The following is a 20,778-nucleotide window of genomic DNA, read 5'->3' on the forward strand; positions in this document are numbered from 1 at the left end:
GGATCCCGGTATGACGAGCCTCGCCGCGACGTCGGCCGCCCGACCCGCACCCGCCCCGCCCCGGCTGCCCTCGCTGACCGGGCTGCGTTGGATCGCCGCTCTGCTGGTCTTCGGCTTTCACGCCGGCACCATGCGGATCATCGCCGAGCCGGACTACAAGGCAGTGGTCGACGAGCTGTTCACCCTGGGCCTCTCCGGGGTGCAGTTCTTCTTCATCCTCAGCGGGTTCGTGCTGGTCTGGTCGGCCCGCGAGGGGGACTCCCGGCGTACCTTCTGGCGGCGACGGATCGCCAAGATCTACCCGAACCACCTGGTGCTGTTCGTGGCGACGCTGGTGGTCGCCTGGTGGTTCGCCGACCCGGTCCTGCCGGCGGCGGCGTTGGAGAACCTGCTGCTGTTGCAGGCGTGGGATCCCCGGCCGGGCTGGTTCTACAGCATCAACACGGTCAGCTGGTCGCTGTCCTGCGAGTTCTTCTTCTACCTCTGTCTGCCGCTGGCGCTGCCACTGCTGCGCCGGGCCCGACCGAAGGTGCTCTGGGCGCTGATCGTCGCGCTGCCGCTGCTGATCCTCGCGCTCTGGCCGGCGCAGGAGTTGGTGCCGGAGGTGAGCCGCTGGTGGTTCACCCAGATCTTCCCGCCGGTGCGGTCGCTGGAGTTCTGGTTGGGCGCGGTGGCGGCCGAGTTGATGCGCCGCGGGCTCTGGCGCGGTCCCAATCTGGCCGTGGCCAGCGGGATCTTCCTGGTCACCTGGGTGGTGGCCGCGCAGTGGATCCGCGCCGAGCTGTGGACCACGCTGCTCGCGGTCGCGTACCTGTTGGTGATCACCGCTGCCGCGGACGCGGACGTGCGGGGTCGGCGCTCGCCGTGGCGGTCCCGGCCGCTGGTCTGGCTCGGTGAGGTCTCGTTCGCCTTCTACCTGGTGCACGTGCTGGTGATGACGAGCGTGCTGCGCTGGAGCGGAACCTGGGGGGTCGGCTTCGCGGGCTGGCGTGGCCCGGCCGTGGTGTTCGGCTTCCTGGCGGCGACCCTGATCCTCGCCGGGCTGGTGCACCGCTTCGTCGAAACCCCGATGATGCGCCGGCTCGCGCCGCGCCGTGCGGCCCGTCCGGCGCCCGTCCCCCAGCAACGCGCGGCCGGCGACGGCGACGCACGAGACCCCGCAGGCAGCGCCCGCGGCGAGGTCGATGGACCCGCCGACGAGGTCGGTCAAGCCGGCGTTCGATCAACGTACGTCGACCTGCGCTGACAACGTCCACCCTGGTCAAAGGGGTCGGCGCGGCGTGATTCGACACGCCCGTGGTCGGTGCGCCCGGGTCGGCGCGACGGTAGCGTGGGGACGTGCTTCCGGTCGCGTTCACCTGTCCGCTGTGGTGGGTGGCGCGCTGGGCGACTCGGGTGCTGAGCAGCCTCGCCGTCGTCGCGGCCCTGGCGCTCGGCGCAGGCCCGGCCACGGCCGCCACGTCAACGCCCGGCCCGGTGCCAACGGCGAGCGCGGTGCCGGCCTCGGTCGCCGCCGGGTCGCTGGCGGCCACCTGCCGGCATGCCGGGGCACCCAGTGCGGCCCGCCCGGCCCCGGCGATACCGCCGGAGGCCACCGAGGAGTCGGTCCCGACCTGGTCGGTCGACACGCCGGTGGCGCTCCCCGGCGATCAGGGCACCATCGCGTCCGGCGTGCTACCGGTCCGCGCTGCCGAATCTGACCGGCTGCCCCTCGTTGACGGTGCGAACGGTCGGGCTTCCCGGGCCCCACCCGGGCGCTGAGCCACCGGGACGACCGTCCCGTCACCGCGTCCTGTCGACCCACCGCTCCCTGACCCGCCGACCCGTGCCCACCGTGGCCCGCTGGTCGGCGCGGCTCCCCATCGCACTGCTCTCTCCCCGAGGTGCCGACCATGGAGACCGTCGTCTTCTACCAGTTCGTGACCGAGGTGCCGCAGGCCGCCGCCATCTGGTCGACGCTGTTCCTGCTGACCCTGGGCCTGCTCACCGTGCTGGCCGCCCGCCCCGAACGGGACCGGCCCACTGACGACCCGCTCCCGGCCGGGCCCACTCCTCGGGAGTTGGCCGCCGCCGAGGCCGTCGACAGGCGCCGCTACGCCGAGGAGGTGGCCGTCGCCGCGGCCGGCGCGGCCACCACCGCCAAGCGGTGGCGCGCCGCCTGGCTGACCGCTCAGGAGCAGTTGGAGCGGGCCTGGATCGGGTACGACGAGGCGGACACCGCCACGCGTCGCTTCGCGGGCGCCGGGGCGCTGCCCACCCCGCAGACCCCGCACACCCCCGCCGAGTACGCCGCCCGGGAACGCTATCTGCACCGGGCGGCGATGGCGGCGTACTGGCGGGGCGACCTGACCATGGCACAGCTCGGCGACGTGTTCGGGCACCGGCGCGGCTGGGATCCCCGGCGACACCCGGTCGAGCAGGAGGTGCTGATCAGCCGGGTGATCCGGGACGCGCGGCTGGCCGACTACCAGGCGGCCGCCGACCGGGAGCGGGCCGCCTGGCGCGACGCGGAGTTGGCCGCCGAGTCGGCTCGTGCCCTCGCCGAGGAGGCACACGCGGCGGCGGCCCGGCTCCGCCCCACCCCGGTGCCCGCGCGTCGGACGGTGGCCGGGTCGTTGCGTCCCGCCGTCGTGGCACGGTGGCGCCCGGCCCGGGTGGGTTGAGCCCAATCCGTGATGTGAGGCCGGTCACCCGATTGCGAAATCGGACGTCCGGCGCGATCGGCGCCATTGTTCCCGCGATTACCGTCGCGTTGTTTGCGGCCTGTCCGGTTGTCGCCCGTAGGCGTCGCCGTAACCGGTTGTCCCATCGAGTCACATCATCGGCAATACGCGCAGAAATTGTCGCGCCAATTGGGGTTTACGCAGGTGAACCTGGCTTGGCAGGGCGCTGAGACGCCAGTAGTGTCGTCCCGTCCGGTGCGGTAACCGATCGCAAGACGCGACGCCGCATCGACCCGCTTAATCGTGATCAACGAGCCGGGGACCCATCAGTAAGTCTGGGGTGAATCCGCGAGCCACGGCCCGCGGTAGGGCGATCTTCCCGCCCGAATCCGTCAGCTAACCCGGTAGGCGGTGTCGGAAGGAGTCCCATCCTCGTGCAGCACCTTTCCACCCCTCGGTTGTTCCCTCGCCTCCACGGCGCGGCGGTGCACCCGCTCATTCGTCCAGTGACGGTGAGCTGACCCCCCGGGTCATCGCCTTCCCCGCCCGGCCGCGCCGGGCGTTCCCCTGAGCGGTTCACCATCCGCGGACCACGGTCCGCGCGCTGGCGCCTGCCCGGATGCCGGTCCGGCCCCGGTGTGCCGCTCTCCCCCCGATCCGTGGAGGACCCCGTGAAGCACACCCTGAAGCGTCAGCTCCGCCGCCTCGCCACCGAGCGCCCGTACCAGATCGTTGCCGCCTCCGCCGCGGCCCTCGCGATCGCCACCACCACCGGCGCCCTGCTCACCACTGCCGACGACGCCCCGGTCGGCCAGCGCACCGCGACCACTGTCGCCGAGATGCGCAGCGACGTCGCCGCCTCCCGCGGCGAGGTTCGGGACGCGTCCCCCTCGGCCAGCGCCGCGCCGACCACGGCCGGCCCGGCCACCAGCGCCGCGTCGCCCGCCGCCAAGGCCAGCAGCAACCCGGACCTGACCCGGAAGCCGGAGCGGCCGAAGCCGCCCGCGACCAAGGTGCTCGACTACGACTACGAGGCGCAGAACACCTACTACAACTGCGGCCCGGCGGCCACCCGGAACGCGCTCAGCGCGGCCGGCATCGACCGCACCCAGGAGGAGCTCGGCGCCGAGCTGGGCACCACCGAGATGGGCACCAACTCGGCCGAGGACACCACCCGGGTGCTCAACGCCGAGGTGAAGGGCTCCCCGTACCGGACCCGGATGTTCCCCGGCGCGCCCAGCCCGGCTCAGATGGACCGGCTCCAGGCCGACGTGGTGAAGGCCATCACCGACGGCCGGGGCGTGGTGGCCAACGTCGTCGGAGACGCCACCGACACCGACGGCAGCTGGCACTCCTACGGCGGCGGGCACTACATCGCCGTCGTGGGCTACAAGGACAACGGTCGCACCGTGCGGATCGCCGACTCGGCGAACCCGGCCGACCCGTCGTACTGGATCACCACCATCGACCTGGCCAACTGGATCACCAGCCGGGGCTACTCCGCCTGACCCGGGCACGCTGACCGCCGCGGGCGCCATCCCCCACGAGGGGCCGGCGCCCGCGGCGTCTTCGTCGACGAGTCAGTACGCGATGAAGCCGTACAGCGCGAGATGGTTCGACTTCGTCCCGCCGACCGTGTGGTCGATGGTGGACGGCTGCACGCTGCCCTTCACGAAGAGATAATCGATCTTGCTGGAGCCGTTGGTGGCCTTCGACCCGTAGCCGGTCATTCCATAGCCGCTCAACGTGCCGGGGGCGATGCCCGTCCGGTTCGCGTCGATGCCCACCACGCGGATCGTGGAGGCGTTCAGCAGGCTGGTCGCGTCCGCGCCGAGGTGGATGCCGGTGTTGGCGATGCCCCGATCGCCGTCGCCGGCGCAGGCATTCTGCCGGTTCTCCTGGGGCAGGTGCATGGTCGCGGCGAACACGCTGGTGCCGGTCGCCTTGATGGTGAACCGGGCCGCGATGGCGCTGGTCCGCTTCCACTTGTAGAAGTCGGTGCTGTCCGGGTCGCTGTTCGGTGGCTTGTACAGCGTGCATCCGGCGCCGTCGGCGTACGCCGTGCCCGGCCTGAGCCAGCCCGCGCTCCAGTACTTCGAGATGTCGCCGCTGGCCAGGCTCAGCGTCCGCGTGTTCCAGATGATCCCGTTGGTCTGCTTCTTCTTGAGATCCCCGAGCGACTGCGAACTGCACTTGTGCGTGCTGCCCCACGGCTCCGGGTCACTCCACGCCACGATCGCCCCGTAGGTGCCCGCCGGGTAGCCGAACTTCGCCGACAGTTGGTCGGCGTACGCCTCGGCCTGGCCGCTGCCACGCACCTGCTGCACGATCAGGATGTCGGGCGGCGCCACACCGCTGGTGCCGGTGCGACCAGCGTCGTCGACCAGGATCGAGCTCAGGTGGTCCGGCCCGGAGATCCGGGTGCAGCTCCCGTCGGAGTTGTTCACCACCAGGTTCTCGATGTTGTTGTTGTAGACCCGCAGGACCCGGTCGGCCGCCACTGCCGCCCCGCCGTTCGGTGTGGTGACATCCGCCGGTGTGCCCGGTGCGGCGTGCGTCGGCGACGCGCCGAGCGCGACGGCTGCCAGGGCTGCGACCAGTGCTGATCCGGACATCCTGAGCACTGTGGCTCCTTTCCGCGACGGGATCGACGGATGGCGGTCCCGGTTCAGGTCGCGAACTCTACAGTGGATCTTCGTGTCCCGGGGGTGGCGCGGGTGACGGCTCTCGTACCAGGCCGTGAACCGTGGGAGACTGCGGCCGTGGTGGAGAAAACGGGTGGTCACGCCGGCCGCAGGCCGGTCCTGCTGCTGCTGCACGGCATGGGGGCGACCGGGGACGTGTGGTTGCCCTGGGCGCCGTACCTCGAGCAGCACTGGCCCGGGCGGTGGCTGGCACCGGACCTCGCCGGCCACGGCTGGGCGTCGCCGCTGCCGTCGTACTCCTTCGCGGGCTTCGCCCAGCAGATCGCGCAGGCCCTCGCCCCCGACGACCGGCTGGTCGTGCTCGGGCACTCGCTGGGTGGGGTGGTCGGCCTGGCGCTGGCCGCCCGCGACGCCGGGACGCCGGTGGACGCGGTGGTCGGGCTGGGCATCAAGGCGCTCTGGTCACCCGCTGAGCTGACCCGCGCCGCCGAGGTCGCCGCCCGCCCGGTGAGCTGGTTCGCCAGCCGCACCGAGGCGGCACGCCGCTACCTGCGGGTCGCCGGGCTGGCCGGCCTGGTCTCGCCGGACCACCCGGTGGTGGACGCCGGGCTGCGTCAGGTCGACGGCCGGTGGCGTCTCGCCATGGACCCGGCCGCCTTCGCCGTCGGCGAGCCCGACCTGACCGCGCTGCTGGCGGCGACCGACGTGCCGGTGGTGCTGGCGCGCGGGGAGAACGACCCGATGGTCACCGACGAACAGCTCAAGGAGTACGGCGTACCGGTCGCCACCCTGCCCGGTCTCGGGCACAACGCGCACGTGGAGGACCCGGCCGCGGTGCTGGCGCTGCTCGACCCGTACCGCTGAGGTCCTACGAGCGCGTTCGTCGGCAGGAAAGCGGTCGTGCCGCCCCACCCCGGCGCATACGATCCCGCGTTGATGTCCACTGTCGAGCAAGCCCTGATCACCACAGTGAGCCTGAACGTCGTCGACGCCCGACTCGACGACGCGTCGCGTCGCTGCCGACCCCTCGTCGCGTCGCTCGGCGCGGTGAGCCTGACGGCGTCCCGAACCGAGGTCGACGGCTCCCGCAGCGGGGTGAACGTCGACCTGACGCTGGCGCCGTCCTTCCCGTCCGCTCCGAGCGCGGAAGCGGTGCGTCAACTGGTCGCGCCCCTGCTGACGCGCTTCGGATGGTGGCCCGGCGACCTGGACGTTGGCGAGTCGGCGGCGGGCTACCCGATGGGCTTCGCCGTCGGTCGACAGCGGACGACCGACGGATTGACCCCGCTGTGCGTTTCCATCGACGCTGCCGCCGACACCGAAGGCGAGTGGTGGGACCCGCCCGAGTGGCTGCCCGCCGACGAATCCGTTGCGCCCGTTCGACGACGGGTCCGGCGACTGCCGGCGGCGGCGTCCGACGACGACGTGGTCGCCCGACTGCACGCCCGGCTGAGGGCCCCCGACCTCGACACCGCCCTCGCCCGCTGCCTTCCGCTGCTCGGACGACCGGAAGTGTGGTCCGTCGACCTCCAACCGTTGGCGCTCGACGGGGGCGGCACGTGGGGCCTGGCCATGCTCCTGGTGCTGCCTCTGTCGGGGTTTCACCGCAGGCTCCCTTCGGGACCGAGGTGGATGCCCTGACGGCGGAGTTCGGGTTGCCGGCGGGGCACCTGCGCAGGTCGCCGCTCGGATTGTGGCTGGTGGGGGCAGTGGAGGCGAACCGGCCGCTCACCGGGGCGCCGACGGTTGATGCGCTGTACGTGCGAACCGGCATCGACCCGTTCGATCCGGGGCCGAGCGACCGGCCGGTGGCGACCCGGGAGATGGTGCTCCGAGGCCGGGATGAGGACGGTCCGGACGAGGCCGAGTTGATCCGCGTTGTCGAGGAGGCGTTGCGAGATGCCGTACGTCTCGTGCTGGTGGTCGACGTCGCTGGTCCGGTCGCGGACGCCAGGGCAGTTGTCCGGGAACTCGTCCGACTCGACGACGAGGACATCGAGTCGATCAGCAGCGACACCCTCGCCGATGGACGGTTACGGATCGTGGCACACCTCGGGGCGACGCTGATGACCGCAGGGGAGATCGTGGATGTCGTCGTCGCAGCCACCGAGCTTCACCCGTGGGAGTGGTCGGTCCCCGAGTCGGCCGACGGTCTTGCGACAGCCGAATGGCAGGCGCCGACCGGCACGTCCGGGATCGTCCGGATCGAGGTCAACGCAGCGCCTCGGCTCGGCCTGAGCTAGCCGCCCTCGCCGGGCCCGATGGTCCCGATCAGGCAGAGGGGGAAAGCTGCGCGGACCCCTCGGACACGCGGTCCTCAGCTGGTGCCAGCTCCCGGCGGGCGGCGGTCAGGAAAGCCTCGGCGTACGACTCGGCCGGGAAGTCACCCAGGTAGCGGCGGCGGGTGGCCCAGCGGGCCTCGGCCAGCGGGTCGGTGTCCAGCAGCGCGGTCAGCACCTCGTCCACGTTGGACATGTCCTGGCGCAGCACGTAACCCGACCCGGCCAGCGGGAACCGCTCCACGAACCGGTCGCCCTCGTCGCCCATGTCGGCGACCGCGTACGGCTTGCCGGAGTAGAGGAAGTCGGAGATCACGCCGGACACGTCGGAGACCAGCGCGTCGGCGGAGTTGACGCACTCGGTCAGGCTCAGCTCCCGAGCCGCCGCGCCGACCACGTGCTGGCGGCCGGTGCGGGCCCGGTCGGCGACGAGCAGCTCGGTCAGGCGGCCCAGTTGGCGGGCCGATGCCGGGTTCTGCGCGGTGTACGGGTGGGCCCGCAGGATCACCGTCGCGCCGCGCTCCAACAGTCGGCGCAGCAGCTTGTCGGCCACCGGCAGCGAGCAGTAGTCGGCGTCGGCGTGGTGCCCGGTCCAGGTCGGCGTGTAGAGCACCGTCGGGTGCGCCAACCCTCGCGCGGGCTCCGGGCGTACCTCGATCGACTCGACCTGTGGGCGACCCACCACCACGAACTTGTCCGCCGGGATCTGCACTCCGGCGCGGGCGTACCGGTCGATCGCCGCCTGCCCGGCCACGAAGATCCGGTCGAAGATCCCCGACACCGGGTTGGCGCTCGGCGCCTTGTCGCTGTCGCCGTGGTGCAGCTGGATGTGGGTGAGCTGGGTGAAGCGGACGCAGTGGCTGTTCTTCGCACCGTGGTTGACGTAGAACGCCGCCCGCAGGCTCGGCACCAACGCCTCGTCCATTGCCCCCAGGGTGGGGCAGTAGACCACCGGCGCGTCGGTGGCCGCCGCGATCGGGGCCAGGAACTCCGGCTCACGCAGCACGACCAGGAACGGTCGGCCGATCCGTTCCAGGTACGGCAGCCACATGGTGACCTGGTATTCCGAGCCGGGAGGCGCGGAGAAGTAGAGCAGGAACTCCGGCTGGTGCCGGCGCAGCGCGGCGGCCACCGACCCGCCACCGGCCCGCGGCCGGAACCGCCGCCGGGCCAGGTCCAGCGCGACCGCACCGGCGCCCGCGCCGACCAGCAGGCTGGCGGCCAGCGCCACACCGGCCGGCAGGGCGAGCGCGGCGGCGAGCGCCAGGGCGGCGAGCAGCCCGAGCAGAGCCGTGCCGAGCCGGTCGGCGATCAGCGGCGTCCAGGCGCGTACCGGCAGGTTGGCCGCCCGGATCTCCAGACTGCCGGCGGTGCGCAGCGGCCCCACCAGCAGCACCAGCCCCAGCAGGACCAGCCCGGTGGCGACCAGCGCGAGGTTGAGCCCGTCGTCCATCCGTCGGGAGTAACCGACCAGGATCGCCGCGGCGATCAACGCGGTCTCCGCCACCAGGTCGGCACTGGGCCGGATCCGCTGCTCGGCGGCCGAGGCGGCCAGCGCGGCGACGGCCAACGCCAGCCCCCAGCCGGTGGCGCCGGTCAGCGCCAGCACGACAAAGGCCAGCACGGCCAACCCGGTGGTCAGGCACCGGGCGGCCAGCTTTCGGACCAGGTCGCCGCGCATGTCGCTCCGTTCGTGGTTCCGCAGCCGTCGGCGTCAGTTGGCGGACGTCGCGCCGGCTGGCGTCTCGACCCGACCCGACCCGGACTGCGCCGGCACGCTCGGCGTGGGCCCGTCACCGGGTGCCCGGCGTACGTCGATCACCTGGCCGGTCAGGTCGGAGATCAGCACGTCCAGCGACGACTGGGCGACGGCCTCCGCGGCGAGCAGGGTGTGCTCCGGCTCCTCGCCGAAGGCCCGCGTCCGCATCGGGGTGGCGGTGCGCTCCGGGTTGATGCAATTGACGCGGACACCCACGTCGGCCCACTCGTCGGCCAACGCCTGGGTGAGGTTGACCAGGGCGGCCTTGGTGGCCGAGTAGAGCGCGTAGCGGGCCCGGCCCCGGGTGTAGGAGCTGGAGGTGTAGAGCAGCAGCTGGCCCTTGGTCTGCTGGAGGTACGGCAGGGCCTGGCGGGCGATGGTCACCGGACCGACGAAGTTGACCTGGAGCAGCCGGTCCATGGTCTCCTCGTCCATCTCGGCGAGGGCGCCCTTCTCCAGGATGCCCGCGGTGACCACCACGTGGTCGATCCGGCCGGTGGCCTCGAAGGCGGTCGTCAGCGCGGCCTCGACGTCCTCGGCCCGCTCCACGTGCGTGCCGGTGCTGGAACGGCTGAACGGAAAGACCTGGGCGCCGTAGCGGCGGGCCAGCTCGGTCAACTCGTGGCCGATGCCGTAGCTGCCGCCGAACACCACGATGGTCCGGCCGGTCAGCTCCTCGCTGTAGCTGCGGTGGTCGGTCAGCCGGGGCGCCTGCGCCGCCGCGAGCTGGAAGAGCTTGTCCGCCAGGTGCACGTCGACCGGGTGGGTGACCTTGATGTTCTCGTCCGAACCGTCGATCACCTTGATCGGGGTGCCGGGCAGGTAGCGCAGCACCACGCCGCAGTCGTCGGTGGCGGCGAAGTCCGGGTCGTCCTCGGCGATCTGGTACGCCGCCCGGATCGTGGGGGAGCGGAACGCCTGCGGGGTCTGACCACGGCGCAGCCGGGAGCGCACCGGGATGTCGGTGATGCAGTCGTTCTCGTCGACCTGGATGATCGTGTCCGCGGAGGGGATGGCCACGTCCACGGCGTCGTAGCTCCAGAGCGCGTTGACGCACTCGCGCACGATCCGGCCGCTGAGCAGCGGGCGCACCGCGTCGTGGAAGAGGATGTTGCAGTCTTCCGGGCCGACCGCGTCCAGCGCGATCCGAGTGGTCGCGTTGCGGGTGTCACCGCCCTCGATCACCTTGGTGACCTTGCGCAGGCCGGCCTTCTCGACGATCTGCTGGGCGTCCTCGACGTGGCCGGTGGCCATCAGCACGATGATCTCGTCGATCTCCGGTGCCGCCTCGAAGACCGCCAGGGTGTGCTCGATGATCGGCTTACCGGCGATCTTCAGCAGCTGCTTCGGGATGCCGAGGCCCAGCCGGGTCCCGGTGCCGCCGGCCAGAACCACCGCCACTGTCCGCGAGGGCCGCCACGGCGTCGGGGTCTCCGCTTCGGCGTCCGGGCCAGTGGTCTGGTCCTGCGTCATTGCCGGATCCTCACTCTCAGGGATGCGTTAACGGAAGGTTCCGCCCGAGCGGCGACGGAATGAACCTTAACGCGCGGACCGCGTCGCCCCAACGCGGGCGACGCGGTCCTCGGTTGTCATGTCGATGCCGGACGTTCTCCGGAACCCTACTTGCTGTTCGCGTACGCCTCGTAGGCCCGGATGACCTCGTCGGTGGGGCCATCCATCCGGATGACGCCCGATTCCAGCCAGATCGTCCGTTCGCAGGTGTCCCGTACCGAGGAGAGCTGGTGGCTGACCAGGAACACCGTCCCGGCGCCCTCCCGCAGCTCCCGCACCCGCTGCTCGCTGCGCTTGCGGAAGCCCTTGTCGCCGGTGGCGAGCGCCTCGTCGATGAGCAGCACGTCGTGCTTCTTGGCGGCGGCGATGGAGAACCGCAGCCGGGCCGCCATGCCCGACGAGTACGTGCGCATCGGCAGGCTGGCGAAGTCACCCCGCTCGTTGATCCCGGAGAAGTCGATGATCCCCGCGGCCTGCTTGGCCACGTCGTCGGGGTGCATGCCCATGGCCAGACAGCCGAGGGTGACGTTGCGCTCCCCGGAGAGGTCGTTGAGCAGGGCGGCGTTGACGCCCAGCAGGGACGGCTGCCCCTGGGTGTGGATGGCACCCCGGTTCACCGGCAGCAGACCGGCGATGGCCCGCAGGATGGTGGACTTGCCGGAGCCGTTGCTGCCGATCAGCCCGATCGCCTCGCCCCGGTACGCGGTGAACGAGATGCCCTTGACCGCGTGCACCTCCCGGACGTTCGGCGCGTGGGTGCGCTTGACCAGCCGGCGCAGCGCGGCCACCGGCGTGGTGCCACCGGCGGCGCCCTGGTGCACCCGGTAGATGATGTGCGCGTCGTCCACGACCACGGTCGGGATGCGCTCCTGGGTTCGGGTCATCGTCGCGCTCGCCTCAACGGGGGCGTCGAAGTGATCAACCACGGCCGTACTCCTGTTCGCCGCGCCAGAAGTAGATGAAACCGCCGATGCCGGCGACCAGCGCCCAACCGGCACCGACCAGCCAGAGCTGGGTCAGCGACTCGTTGAGCAGCGGTGCCTCCTCGAGCAGCGCGTACCGCGCCAGCTCGATGTAGACCAGCAGCGGGTTGTACTGCACCAGCGTCGTCGCCCAGCCGGGCAGCCGGTCGAAGAGGCTGACGCTGTAGAGGACGCCGGAGCCGTACATCCAGGTCCGCATGACGAACGGCATGACCTGCTTCAGGTCGCTCGCCTTGGAGCCCAGACGGGCCACCAGCAGCACCACGCCGGCGTTGAACACCGCTTGCAGCAGCAGCGCCGGCACCAGCATCAGCCACTTCCAGGTGAGCGGCTCGCCGGTGGCCAGCACGATGCCGACCAGCACCACCATCGAGGCCAGCAACTGCTGGAACTGGGTGATCGTGGTGGACAGCGGCAGGCTGGCCCGGGGGAAGTGCAGCGCCCGGATCAGCCCCAGGTTGCTGCTGATCGACTGGGTGCCGGCCAGGACCGCGCTCTGGGTGAAGTTGAAGATGAACAACCCGGTGGTCAGGTAGGCGATGAAGTTCGGGATGTTGTCGTTCTGTGCCAGCACCACCCCGAAGATCAGGTAGTAGACCGCCGCGTTGGTCAGTGGGGTGAGCACCTGCCAGAGCTGACCCAGCTTGGCGTTGCTGTACGAGGCGACGAGCTTGGCATTGGCGTACGCGGCGATGAAGTGCCGGTAGGCCCAGAGTCGGCGGCTGTACTCGACGAGGCTGGGCCGCTCACCGGCGACCCGTAGCCCGTGCCGAGCGGCCAGCTGCGCCTGGGTCAGGCCCGTGTCGGGGTCGACCAGCGCGGTGGTGGCCATGGAAATGGCGCTCCGATCTTTCGTGCAGACGGGGGTTGCTCGCGACGATCGAATCCTAGTGGGAAATTTGCGCGGGGCGCCGCCTCGTCGCTGCGAGGACAGTAGTCCGAAACACGTCGGGACGCAACCGTACCGTCGTTGCGCTACGCTGTCCGGCGTGACCTGCGATAAGAGCCCTCGATGACCACCGAAAAGAGGCGGGCGCCGGCCGGCGCGGCGGTGCTGCGCGACGAGATCACCACGGCGATCCGCCGGGCGCTGATGCAGGAACTCGCCGCGGTCGGCTACGGCCGGCTCTCCATCGAGGCGGTTGCCCGGCGGGCCGGGGTCAGCAAGACGGCGATCTACCGACGGTGGAGTTCGAAGCTCGACCTGGTGCTGGAGATCGTCGCCGCTGCGGCACACGGCAAGCTCCCCGCCCTGGACACCGGCACGCTGCGCGGTGATCTCGCGCTGCTGTTCCAGGCGGTGGCGCACGCGCTGCGCCACCCACTGGCGTCGCAGATCATTCCGGACCTGCTGGCCGAGGCCGCCCGCAACCCCAGCATCGACGCGACCCTGCGTCAGGTGCTGCACGCCCGGCAGCAGGAGATCGGCGGTCGCCTGGTCACCCGTGCCGTGCAGCGTGGCGAGCTGCCCGCCGACACCGAACTGGACGCCGCCATCGACCTCATCGTCGGGCCGCTCTACTGGCGGCTCGCCATCGCCCGGCTTCCGCTCACCGACGGTTACCTCGACAACCTGGTCGAATCCGTGGCGGCCGGGCTCGGCGCCGACAGCGTGCTGCCCCGTCCCCGGGCGGCTCCGATATCGGGTTGACCAGCCCTCGACACTCGGTCCCCGGCAGCAGCGGCCCCCCTGTCCGATTCCGCTACGCTGCCCCCTTGACACCCGGCCGTCACCGTGACGACGCCCCTCATCCGCCTGACGAGTAAGGACGCCCGTGGCCAACGTCGACAGCATCGCCGTAGCGCCCGCCGAACCGGATCCGACGCCGCGGACCGGGCCGGCATCCCGACCCGCCGGCGCTCGCGCGGGGCTGTCCCGGGTACGCGCGCTGGTGGCCGTCGCCCCGGCGGTGCTCACCGACGGCGCCGTGATCGCGTTCGCGCTCTTCACCGTGCTCTACCACCTGGCCTTCCTGGGGGACCTGCGTCCGTCGGTGACCTTCCGGATCTGGCTGCTGGCCTGTGTGGTGCTCGCGGTCGTGGCCGTGCTGCGCGCCCGCCGCCGCGCCCCGGCCGACAGCACCCCGGCCGACAGCACCCCGGCCGCTCAGGATGAACCGGTCATCGGCCGCCCCGCCACCGACCGCCGCCTGCTGATCGGGGTTGTGGTCGCCGCCGGGGTGGCCGCCATCTCCGCCGGGGTGGCCGGCACCGGCGTCAGCCTCTCCTGGTGGATCCCGGCCGTGGCCGGCCTGCTCGCGGCCGTCGGCGGCCTCCTGCTGGTACGCCAGGCCTGGCTGAGCGGCCCGGCGCCCACCCCTGCCGCCCCCGCGCCCACCACGGTGCAGTCGGCGTACGCGCTGGTCGTCTCCGCCCTGGTCGGCATCTCCTCGTTTTTCATGGCCCGCAACACCCCGGACGACGTCTACTACGTCGGCAAGTCGGTGTGGATCGCCGAGCGCGACCTGATCCCGCTCAACGACTTCCTGTTCTCCGAGAACGTGCTGCCGTCCATGGGCTCGCAGCCGCCCATCCCGTCGATCGAGGTCTTCGACGGCGCCTTCGCCAATGTCGTCGGCATCCACGCCAGCTCTGCCCTCTGGTACGTGCTGCTGCCGATCATGGCGGTGATCGCGGCGCTGGCGCTGTGGCGGCTGACGCACCGGTGGGCCCCGCGCCGTCCGCTGCTCGCCTTCACCGTGGCGATCGCGTACCTCTACCTCGTCGCCGGTGACGATGCCGCGCTGGGCACGTTCCACCTGCTGCGGCTGCACGAGGGCAAGGGCATGTTCGTCTCGGCGGTCATCCCGCTGATGTGGCTCTACCTGACCGAGTGGTTCGACAACCGGTCGCGGCGCAGCCTGCTGCTCATCGTGGCGCTCTCGATCACCGCGATCGGGCTCACCAACACCGCGGCGATCATCCTGCCGATGCTGGTCGGCGCCGCCGGCTTCGCCATGCTGCTGGTCGGCCGCTGGAAGGCGGCCATCGTCGCGGCGGTCGCCGCCCTCGCGTACCCGATCGGCTCGCTGGTGGTCTCCCGGCTGCTGCTTGGCGGGATGACCGCGACCGGGGCGGACGACGCCTTCTTCGACGCGGCGTACACCTACAAGCGGACGCTGCTGTTCGGTGTGGTCGGGGTGATCAGCGGCCTCGCGCTGTGGTGCGGCGCGTTGCTCGCCCGTCGGCGTACGCCCGCGTTGCTCGCCGCCGGTGCCGCCCTGGCGTTGAGCGTGTTGTTCGTGCCCGGTGTACTGGAGCTGCTGAGCGCGTTGAGCGGCATCTCGGTGGTGCTCTGGCGTGTGCCGTGGCTGCTCGCCCTGCCGACGCTGATCGGTCTGCTCTGCACCGTGCGCGTGCCGGCGCCGACCCCGGCGTTGCGCCGGGCGGCGTCCGGGGGGATCGCGGTGCTGCTGGTCGCCTCGTTCGCGCTGTTCGCCACCCCGATGTGGTCGTCGAAGAGCTGGGTCGAGGTGCACGACCGCCCCACCTGGAAGCTTCCGCAGCAGCGTCAGTCGATCGCGTTCTGGATCAAGGGCCTGGACCGCCCGGAGGGCCTGCTGCTCGCCCCGAAGACGATCATGCGCACCACGCCGATCATCACCAGCGAGGTCCGGGTTGTCCTGCCCCGCGACTTCTACCTCGTCGAGTACGACCTCAGCTCCCAGTTCGCCAAGGACCGACTGCTGCTCTCCGACTTCGCCGACGGCACCGCCAGCCCGACGCCGGCCGAGCTGACGCCGGCACTGGACCGCCTGGACGTGGGCACCATCTGCGTCTACAACGGCAACCGGTACGCCCGCGACACCGCGCCGCAACTGGGCTACCGGGAGTTCGCCACGCGCCCGGCACCCGGCGGGATGACCTGCTTCCGGCGGGTCAGCTGAGCGCTTCACCCGCACCGAGCGCCCGACCCCGGCGTGGGGTCGGGCGCACCCCGGTGTGGAACTTTGCCCGAAATGGTGCCGGATACCCGAGCGACACCGAGCTGTCCCCTCGCGTTAAGGTCGCAGTCACACGCAGCCGGCCGCGACTGAGCCGCTGCGCGACGGGGGAGTGACGTCGGTCCATCACGGGCACCGCCCGCAACGAAATCTCGTAGGGAGCGAACTCGTTTGTTCGGCACGTTGACAGGACGCCTCGGAGTGGCCGCCCAGAGTGCGCTACTGGTACTGGCCTACCTGGTCATGCTCCTCGGTGGCGTATTCGGTTGGGTCGGCCTGTTCGCCGTCGCCGGCCTGGCCGCCATCATCGGCGAGTTCGCCGTCGCCCGCTGGTCACCCCCGTCGCAACTGCTGTTGGAGAAGGTGGGCCTGCACTGGTCGTACCGACAGCTGACCCGGGACCTCGCCGCCGTTTTGCTGGTCGCCGCCGAGGTGCGGCTCACCGACGGCGAGCTGACCCTGCTGCTCGTGCTGCCGGCCGCGGTGTGGGTCGTGTCGGTCTTCGCCGGTGCGCTCTCCACCATGATCGAGCGTCGTAACCCGCTCTCCGCCATGGTGCGCAACATCGAGCTGGGTCCACTGTCCAGCGCCCCCCAGCCGCCCGCCTGGGCGGCGGCGGTCGCCGGTGACCGGATGCCCCTGCTCAACCTGCTGCTGGTGCCGGCCGGCGTGGCCGCGGCGGTGCAGCACGATCCGACGCCGTTCTTCGTGGCCGGCGCGGTGGCGGTCCTGGCGACCGGTCTGGTGGGCGCCATCATCGCGCTGACCTGGCTGCGGGGCCGGGGCGCAGGGCAGGGTCCGCTGCTGCCGGCGGTCCAGCGTTGGCTGGACAGCTACCGGCCGGAGGTGGCGCTCTACTTCGCCGGCCCGGCCAAGGACGTCTACCAGGCGAACATGTGGCTCGCCCCGACCGAGGCGCTCCAGCAGCGCGCGGTGGTGCTGATGCGCAGCCGGGACGCGTTCCTGGAGCTGGCCGACACCCGGCTGCCGGTGATCTGCGTACCGGCCGGGGTCGACTTCATGAACCTCGACCTCGGCGGCATCCGCGCGGCGCTCTACTCAGCGAACGTCGGCGCGAACATCCACATGCTCCGCGAGCCGGGTACGAAGCACGTCTTCGTCGGGCACGGCGACAGCGACAAGCAGGCCAGCGTCAACCCCTACAGCAAGGTGTACGACGAGGTCTGGGTCGCCGGCCTGGCCGGCCGGGAGCGCTACGCGCGGGCCGGCGTGGGGGTGCTCGACTCGGACATCGTCGAGATCGGCCGGCCGCAGCTCGCCGGGGTGCACACCTTCGGCGCCGAGTCGGTGGACCGGCCGTTCACAGTGCTCTACGCGCCCACCTGGGAGGGTTGGCTCGACGACGACCCGTACCACACCTCACTGGTGCTGATGGGTGAGCGGATCGTCAAGGGGCTGCTCGCCACGAATCCTCGGGTCCGCCTGATCTACAAGCCGCACCCGCTCACCGGGTCGCGGTCCAGGGCTGCGAAGGTCGTGCACGACCGGGTCGTCACGGCGATCCGCGCTGCCGGCGGCAACCCGGACGCGTCCTCGCTGGACGGCACCGCACACCTGGTGGTCACCGGCCGCACGCCGGCGCTGTTCGACTGCTTCAACCAGACCGACCTGCTGATCAGCGACGTGTCCAGTGTGGTGTCCGACTTCGTGCAGAGCCAGCGGCCGTACGTGGTGGCCAACCCGGCCGGCCTGTCGGAGGACGAGTTCCGCCGGGAGTACCCGACGGCTCGGGCCGCGTACCTGCTCTCCAAGGACTGCGGCGAGCTGGAGAAAATCGTGTCGGTCACCCGGGCCGGTGACGACCCGATGACCGAGGCCCGCCGGGAGCTGAAGACCTACCTGCTCGGCCCCGCCGAGGAAAACCCGATGGACCGGTTCCAGCAGGAGATCGACCGGCTCTGCCACTGAGCCCCGTCCCTACGGCATCGCGCCCGGCCCGACACTGTCGGGTCGGGCGCGTCCGTGTCAGCCAGCAGAGTCGCCACCTGGTCAGCCCGGCAGAGCGGCCACCGGGTCAGCCCAGCAGGGCGGCCACCGCGTCGGCGACCGGAAGGTCCGCCGGCAACGCCCGCGCCGCCACCACCGCCGCGACCGGCAGCGGTCCGTACACGTGCGGGAAGAGCTGCCCGCCGCGCGACGGCTCCCACCGCAGCGCGTCGCCCAGCCGCTCCTCCTCGACGCTGAGCACTGTCAACCCGGTCGCCCCGGTGAAATACCGCCGCGCCGTCTCGACCACCTGGTCGGCGCCGGAGAGGTGGATGAACCCGTCCTGCCGGTCCACCGCGGAGCCGGTGAAGGCACCAGCGGCGAGGGCGTCGTCCCATTCGGCGCTCGACAGCAGTTTGTAGATCACCACAGCAGCGTACGGGGCCGTGGTCGGCGCGCCCGCCCGGTTTTCGCCGGTACCGCCGCGCCCGTCGCCTCCCGCCGGGCATGCTCAGGTCAAGGGCCGCGGAGGGATGGGCGATGCAGAGCTACGACGATGACTGGACCGACAGCCAGCGCGCGCTGTACGACGAGTGCTACCGGGCCGGCGGCGAGTGGGCCGAGGACCCGGACACTCCGTCCGACGACGTGCAGCACGTGATCAACCTGGCCGAGGCGGACGACGACGCCTTCCAGGACGCCGAGATCGACTACCCGCCGCTGGTCGACGCGGTCACCCAGGCCAGCGGGGTCAACGTCACCAGCGTGCCGGCCAGCCACGAGGACCCGGGCTTCCGCGGGTTCACCGACGGCGTCCGGGACGCCACCGCCGACGACACCTTCGGCCTGTAGCGGCCGGTAGCCCGCCCAGCGCGGGCGGGTGGCCTCCCGGTCCGCGCGCTCTTCTGCCACCATTCGCAGAACAGCGCTGCGACGGACGGGGGCACGGGTGCGGATCCTGCTGGTGGAGGACGACCGCCGGGTGGCCGCTGCGCTGTCCTCCGCCCTCACCCGCCGGGGGTACGAGGTCGAGCACGCCGCCACCGTCGCCGCCGCGCTCTCCGCCGCCCCCTGCGACCTGGTGCTGCTCGACCTGACCCTGCCCGACGGGGACGGCACCGACCTGTGCCGGGAGCTGCGTCGGCGCAGCAGTCAGCTCGGCATCATCGCGGTGACCGCCCGGGGTGAGGAACGGGACCGGGTGCTGGGTCTGCGCCTGGGCGCGGACGACTACGTGGTCAAGCCGTTCTCGATGGTGGAGTTGCAGGCCCGGATCGAGGCGGTGCTGCGCCGCGCCGCGAACGCCGCGCCCGAGCGGCACCTCATCGAGGCCGGGCCGGTCCGCATCGACGTGGCCGCGCGGACGGTGACCGTCGACGGCCGTGCCGTCACGTTGACCCGCAAGGAGTTCGACGTGCTGCTGTCGCTGGCCCGCCAGCCCGGGGTGGCGGTGCCCCGCGATCGGATCCTGCTCGACGCCTGGGGCACCACGTGGGCGGACCGGCACACCGTCGAGGTGCACGTCGGGTCGCTGCGCGGCAAGCTCGGCGACGCCCGCCTGGTGGAGACCGTACGCGGCGTCGGCTACCGGCTGCGCGACGCGTGAGGAGCTGACGTGCGCCGTCGCCTGGTGATCAGCTATCTGTTGCTGATGGTCCTCGTCCTGATCGCTTTGGAGACCCCACTGGCCGCCACCATGGCCAGCCGGGAGACCGAACGGGTCCGCGCCGACCGGCTCGCCGACGCCACCCGGTTCGCCTCGCTGGCCGGCCCGGCGCTGCGTGACGGCGGGCCCGGCCCGATCGAGTCGGAGCTGACCAGCTACGACGACCTGTACGCGATCAGCGCCGCGATCGTCGACCGAGACCGGAACACCCCGGTCTCGTCGCCGAGGTGGCAGCCCAGCCCGGGGACTGCGACGGTGCTCGACGTCGCGCTGTCCGGGCAGCAGACCAGCGCCCCCGAGGCGGTCTGGCCCTGGACGACCGACCCGGTGGTGGTGGCGGTACCGATCAACGACGGAGGTGAGGTGCTCGGCGCGGTGGTGATCGTGACCCCGGCCGACCCGATCCGCCGAGCCGTCGTCGCGTGGTGGCTGCTGCTCGCCCTGGCCGGTCTGCTCGCCGTGCTGGCCTGCGTGCTCACCGCGTTCGGGCTGGCCGGTTGGGTGCTGCGCCCGGTCACCGAACTGGACGCGGTCACCCACGAGATCGCCGAGGGCGACCGGGGCGCCCGGGTGCAGCACCGGCTGGGACCGCCGGAGCTGCGCCGCCTCGCGGCCAGCTTCAACCACATGGCCGACGTGGTCTCCGACGTGATGGACCGGCAGCGCGCCTTCGTCGCGCACGCCAGCCACCAACTGCGCAACCCGCTCACGGCGCTGCGGCTGCGGGTGGAGGAGTTGGGGCCCAGCCTCACCGACCCGGACGGTCGGTCCGAGCACCGGCTGGCCCTGGAGGAGACCGATCGGCTCGCGCTGGTGCTCGACGCGCTGCTCACCCTCGCCCGTGCCGAACGGGAGGAGAACGAGCGCGTCACCGTGGACGCCGCCGCGGTGGCCGCCTCCCGGGTGGCCGCGTGGGCGCCGCTGGCCCGGCACCGGTCGGTCGCGTTGCGGCTGGCCACGACCGACGCCCCGGCGTACGCCCAGACCGTGCCGACCGCCGTCGACCAGGCGCTGGACGCGCTCATCGACAACGCGGTGAAGTTCAGCGGGACGGGCGGGGCGGTGACGGTGACGGTGGCCCGCCGCGACGGCGGGGTGGCGCTGGAGGTACGCGACTCCGGCCCCGGCATGACCGAGAGTCAGCTCGGCCAGGCGACCGAGCGGTTCTGGCGCGCCCCGGACGCGCAGAACGTGGACGGCGCGGGGCTCGGCCTGACCATCGCCGCCGTGCTGGTGGACGCCTCGGACGGGCGGCTCACCATGCGCCCGGGGGAGTCGCGGGGGCTGGTCGCCGCCCTGTGGTTCCCGACGCCGGCCCTTGCGGTGGAGCCGGCGGAGGAGGAACCGGCCGCCGACCTGCGACCCTCCCCGGCGCGGTGA

The 20,778-nt window shown here is 71.9% G+C and carries 19 protein-coding genes and 1 riboswitch; of the genes, 13 read left to right on the plus strand and 6 right to left on the minus strand.

All coding sequences use genetic code 11. The features are described 5' to 3' along the window. Positions 1-10: 10 nt before the first annotated feature. The 4 genes from ACQRWP_RS04795 (at position 11) to ACQRWP_RS04810 (ending at position 4,171) form a co-directional block, all read left to right on the plus strand. Positions 11-1,246: an acyltransferase family protein gene (locus ACQRWP_RS04795; RefSeq protein ID WP_430500988.1), complete on the plus strand. Its 1,236-nt coding sequence runs from the start codon at positions 11-13 to the stop codon at positions 1,244-1,246. A 92-nt stretch (positions 1,247-1,338) separates the two neighbouring features. Further along, positions 1,339-1,761: a hypothetical protein gene (locus ACQRWP_RS04800; protein ID WP_430500989.1), complete on the plus strand. Its 423-nt coding sequence runs from the start codon at positions 1,339-1,341 to the stop codon at positions 1,759-1,761. A 131-nt stretch (positions 1,762-1,892) separates the two neighbouring features. Further along, positions 1,893-2,663 carry a hypothetical protein gene (locus ACQRWP_RS04805; RefSeq protein WP_430500990.1) on the plus strand — a complete coding sequence of 257 codons (771 nt, stop codon included), beginning with the start codon at positions 1,893-1,895 and terminating at the stop codon, positions 2,661-2,663. A 284-nt stretch (positions 2,664-2,947) separates the two neighbouring features. Continuing rightward, positions 2,948-3,089, plus strand: a riboswitch (cyclic di-AMP (ydaO/yuaA leader). Positions 3,090-3,322: 233 nt separating this feature from the next. After that, positions 3,323-4,171, plus strand: a complete 849-nt coding sequence (locus ACQRWP_RS04810; RefSeq protein ID WP_430500991.1) for a C39 family peptidase — start codon at positions 3,323-3,325, stop codon at positions 4,169-4,171. A 72-nt stretch (positions 4,172-4,243) separates the two neighbouring features. On the opposite strand, the gene ACQRWP_RS04815 is transcribed toward ACQRWP_RS04810, so the two are convergent. Next, on the minus strand, positions 4,244-5,278 hold the full coding sequence (locus tag ACQRWP_RS04815) for a hypothetical protein (protein WP_430500992.1): 1,035 nt from the start codon (positions 5,276-5,278) through the stop codon (positions 4,244-4,246). 147 nt (positions 5,279-5,425) lie between these two features. Here ACQRWP_RS04815 and ACQRWP_RS04820 point away from each other — a divergent pair, with 147 nt between their 5' ends. The 3 genes from ACQRWP_RS04820 (at position 5,426) to ACQRWP_RS04830 (ending at position 7,551) form a co-directional block, all read left to right on the plus strand. Continuing rightward, complete coding sequence (locus ACQRWP_RS04820; RefSeq protein ID WP_430500993.1) at positions 5,426-6,172, plus strand: alpha/beta fold hydrolase; 747 nt, start codon at positions 5,426-5,428, stop codon at positions 6,170-6,172. Between the two features lie 72 nt (positions 6,173-6,244). After that, the gene (locus ACQRWP_RS04825) at positions 6,245-6,949 is read left to right on the plus strand and encodes a hypothetical protein (protein WP_430500994.1); all 705 of its coding nucleotides are present in this window, start codon (positions 6,245-6,247) and stop codon (positions 6,947-6,949) included. Beyond that, positions 6,937-7,551 (plus strand): hypothetical protein, encoded by a 615-nt coding sequence (locus ACQRWP_RS04830; RefSeq protein WP_430500995.1) that lies wholly within the window; start codon positions 6,937-6,939, stop codon positions 7,549-7,551. The genes ACQRWP_RS04825 and ACQRWP_RS04830 overlap by 13 nt, the downstream gene beginning before the upstream one ends. Positions 7,552-7,579: 28 nt before the next feature. Here ACQRWP_RS04830 and ACQRWP_RS04835 read toward each other — a convergent pair whose 3' ends face one another. The 4 genes from ACQRWP_RS04835 to ACQRWP_RS04850 form a co-directional block, all read right to left on the minus strand. Next, complete coding sequence (locus tag ACQRWP_RS04835; RefSeq protein WP_430500996.1) at positions 7,580-9,268, minus strand: CDP-glycerol glycerophosphotransferase family protein; 1,689 nt, start codon at positions 9,266-9,268, stop codon at positions 7,580-7,582. Positions 9,269-9,301: 33 nt separating this feature from the next. Continuing rightward, the gene (locus ACQRWP_RS04840) at positions 9,302-10,819 is read right to left on the minus strand and encodes a D-ribitol-5-phosphate cytidylyltransferase (RefSeq protein WP_430500997.1); all 1,518 of its coding nucleotides are present in this window, start codon (positions 10,817-10,819) and stop codon (positions 9,302-9,304) included. 146 nt (positions 10,820-10,965) lie between these two features. Beyond that, positions 10,966-11,742, minus strand: coding sequence for an ABC transporter ATP-binding protein (locus tag ACQRWP_RS04845; protein WP_238677269.1), 777 nt, complete (start codon positions 11,740-11,742; stop codon positions 10,966-10,968). Between the two features lie 34 nt (positions 11,743-11,776). Next, complete coding sequence (locus ACQRWP_RS04850; RefSeq protein ID WP_430500998.1) at positions 11,777-12,673, minus strand: ABC transporter permease; 897 nt, start codon at positions 12,671-12,673, stop codon at positions 11,777-11,779. A gap of 180 nt (positions 12,674-12,853) precedes the next feature. On the opposite strand from ACQRWP_RS04850, the gene ACQRWP_RS04855 reads away from it, so the two are divergent. The 3 genes from ACQRWP_RS04855 to ACQRWP_RS04865 all read left to right on the plus strand — a co-directional run bounded on the left by ACQRWP_RS04855 (position 12,854) and on the right by ACQRWP_RS04865 (position 17,714). Next, positions 12,854-13,492: a TetR/AcrR family transcriptional regulator gene (locus ACQRWP_RS04855; RefSeq protein WP_238677132.1), complete on the plus strand. Its 639-nt coding sequence runs from the start codon at positions 12,854-12,856 to the stop codon at positions 13,490-13,492. A 124-nt stretch (positions 13,493-13,616) separates the two neighbouring features. Further along, the gene (locus ACQRWP_RS04860; protein WP_430500999.1) at positions 13,617-15,728 is read left to right on the plus strand and encodes a DUF6077 domain-containing protein; all 2,112 of its coding nucleotides are present in this window, start codon (positions 13,617-13,619) and stop codon (positions 15,726-15,728) included. 228 nt (positions 15,729-15,956) lie between these two features. Continuing rightward, positions 15,957-17,714: a CDP-glycerol glycerophosphotransferase family protein gene (locus ACQRWP_RS04865; protein ID WP_430501000.1), complete on the plus strand. Its 1,758-nt coding sequence runs from the start codon at positions 15,957-15,959 to the stop codon at positions 17,712-17,714. Positions 17,715-17,820: 106 nt separating this feature from the next. Here the strand turns inward: ACQRWP_RS04865 and ACQRWP_RS04870 are convergent, their stop codons facing one another. Continuing rightward, entirely contained in the window at positions 17,821-18,159 is a 339-nt protein-coding gene (locus ACQRWP_RS04870) for a DUF952 domain-containing protein (RefSeq protein WP_396711199.1), read from the minus strand. Between the two features lie 113 nt (positions 18,160-18,272). On the opposite strand from ACQRWP_RS04870, the gene ACQRWP_RS04875 reads away from it, so the two are divergent. The 3 genes from ACQRWP_RS04875 (at position 18,273) to ACQRWP_RS04885 (ending at position 20,778) form a co-directional block, all read left to right on the plus strand. After that, a complete protein-coding gene (locus ACQRWP_RS04875) occupies positions 18,273-18,584 on the plus strand; it encodes a hypothetical protein (RefSeq protein ID WP_204944301.1) in 312 nt (103 codons plus the stop codon). A 97-nt stretch (positions 18,585-18,681) separates the two neighbouring features. Further along, positions 18,682-19,338, plus strand: a complete 657-nt coding sequence (locus tag ACQRWP_RS04880) for a response regulator transcription factor (protein ID WP_091401433.1) — start codon at positions 18,682-18,684, stop codon at positions 19,336-19,338. 9 nt (positions 19,339-19,347) lie between these two features. Then, on the plus strand, positions 19,348-20,778 hold the full coding sequence (locus tag ACQRWP_RS04885) for a sensor histidine kinase (protein WP_430501001.1): 1,431 nt from the start codon (positions 19,348-19,350) through the stop codon (positions 20,776-20,778).

This window comes from Micromonospora trifolii (assembly GCF_050516465.1).
Lineage (GTDB): Bacteria > Actinomycetota > Actinomycetes > Mycobacteriales > Micromonosporaceae > Micromonospora > Micromonospora trifolii.

Coding starts and splice junctions, on each gene's coding strand:
- ACQRWP_RS04795 (WP_430500988.1), top strand. CDS start 11: ATGACGAGCCTCGCCGCGACGTCGGCCGCCCGACCCGCACCCGCCCCG.
- ACQRWP_RS04805 (WP_430500990.1), top strand. CDS start 1,893: ATGGAGACCGTCGTCTTCTACCAGTTCGTGACCGAGGTGCCGCAGGCC.
- ACQRWP_RS04815 (WP_430500992.1), bottom strand. CDS start 5,278: ATGTCCGGATCAGCACTGGTCGCAGCCCTGGCAGCCGTCGCGCTCGGC.
- ACQRWP_RS04825 (WP_430500994.1), top strand. CDS start 6,245: ATGTCCACTGTCGAGCAAGCCCTGATCACCACAGTGAGCCTGAACGTC.
- ACQRWP_RS04835 (WP_430500996.1), bottom strand. CDS start 9,268: ATGCGCGGCGACCTGGTCCGAAAGCTGGCCGCCCGGTGCCTGACCACC.
- ACQRWP_RS04840 (WP_430500997.1), bottom strand. CDS start 10,819: ATGACGCAGGACCAGACCACTGGCCCGGACGCCGAAGCGGAGACCCCG.
- ACQRWP_RS04845 (WP_238677269.1), bottom strand. CDS start 11,742: ATGACCCGAACCCAGGAGCGCATCCCGACCGTGGTCGTGGACGACGCG.
- ACQRWP_RS04850 (WP_430500998.1), bottom strand. CDS start 12,673: ATGGCCACCACCGCGCTGGTCGACCCCGACACGGGCCTGACCCAGGCG.
- ACQRWP_RS04855 (WP_238677132.1), top strand. CDS start 12,854: ATGACCACCGAAAAGAGGCGGGCGCCGGCCGGCGCGGCGGTGCTGCGC.
- ACQRWP_RS04875 (WP_204944301.1), top strand. CDS start 18,273: ATGCAGAGCTACGACGATGACTGGACCGACAGCCAGCGCGCGCTGTAC.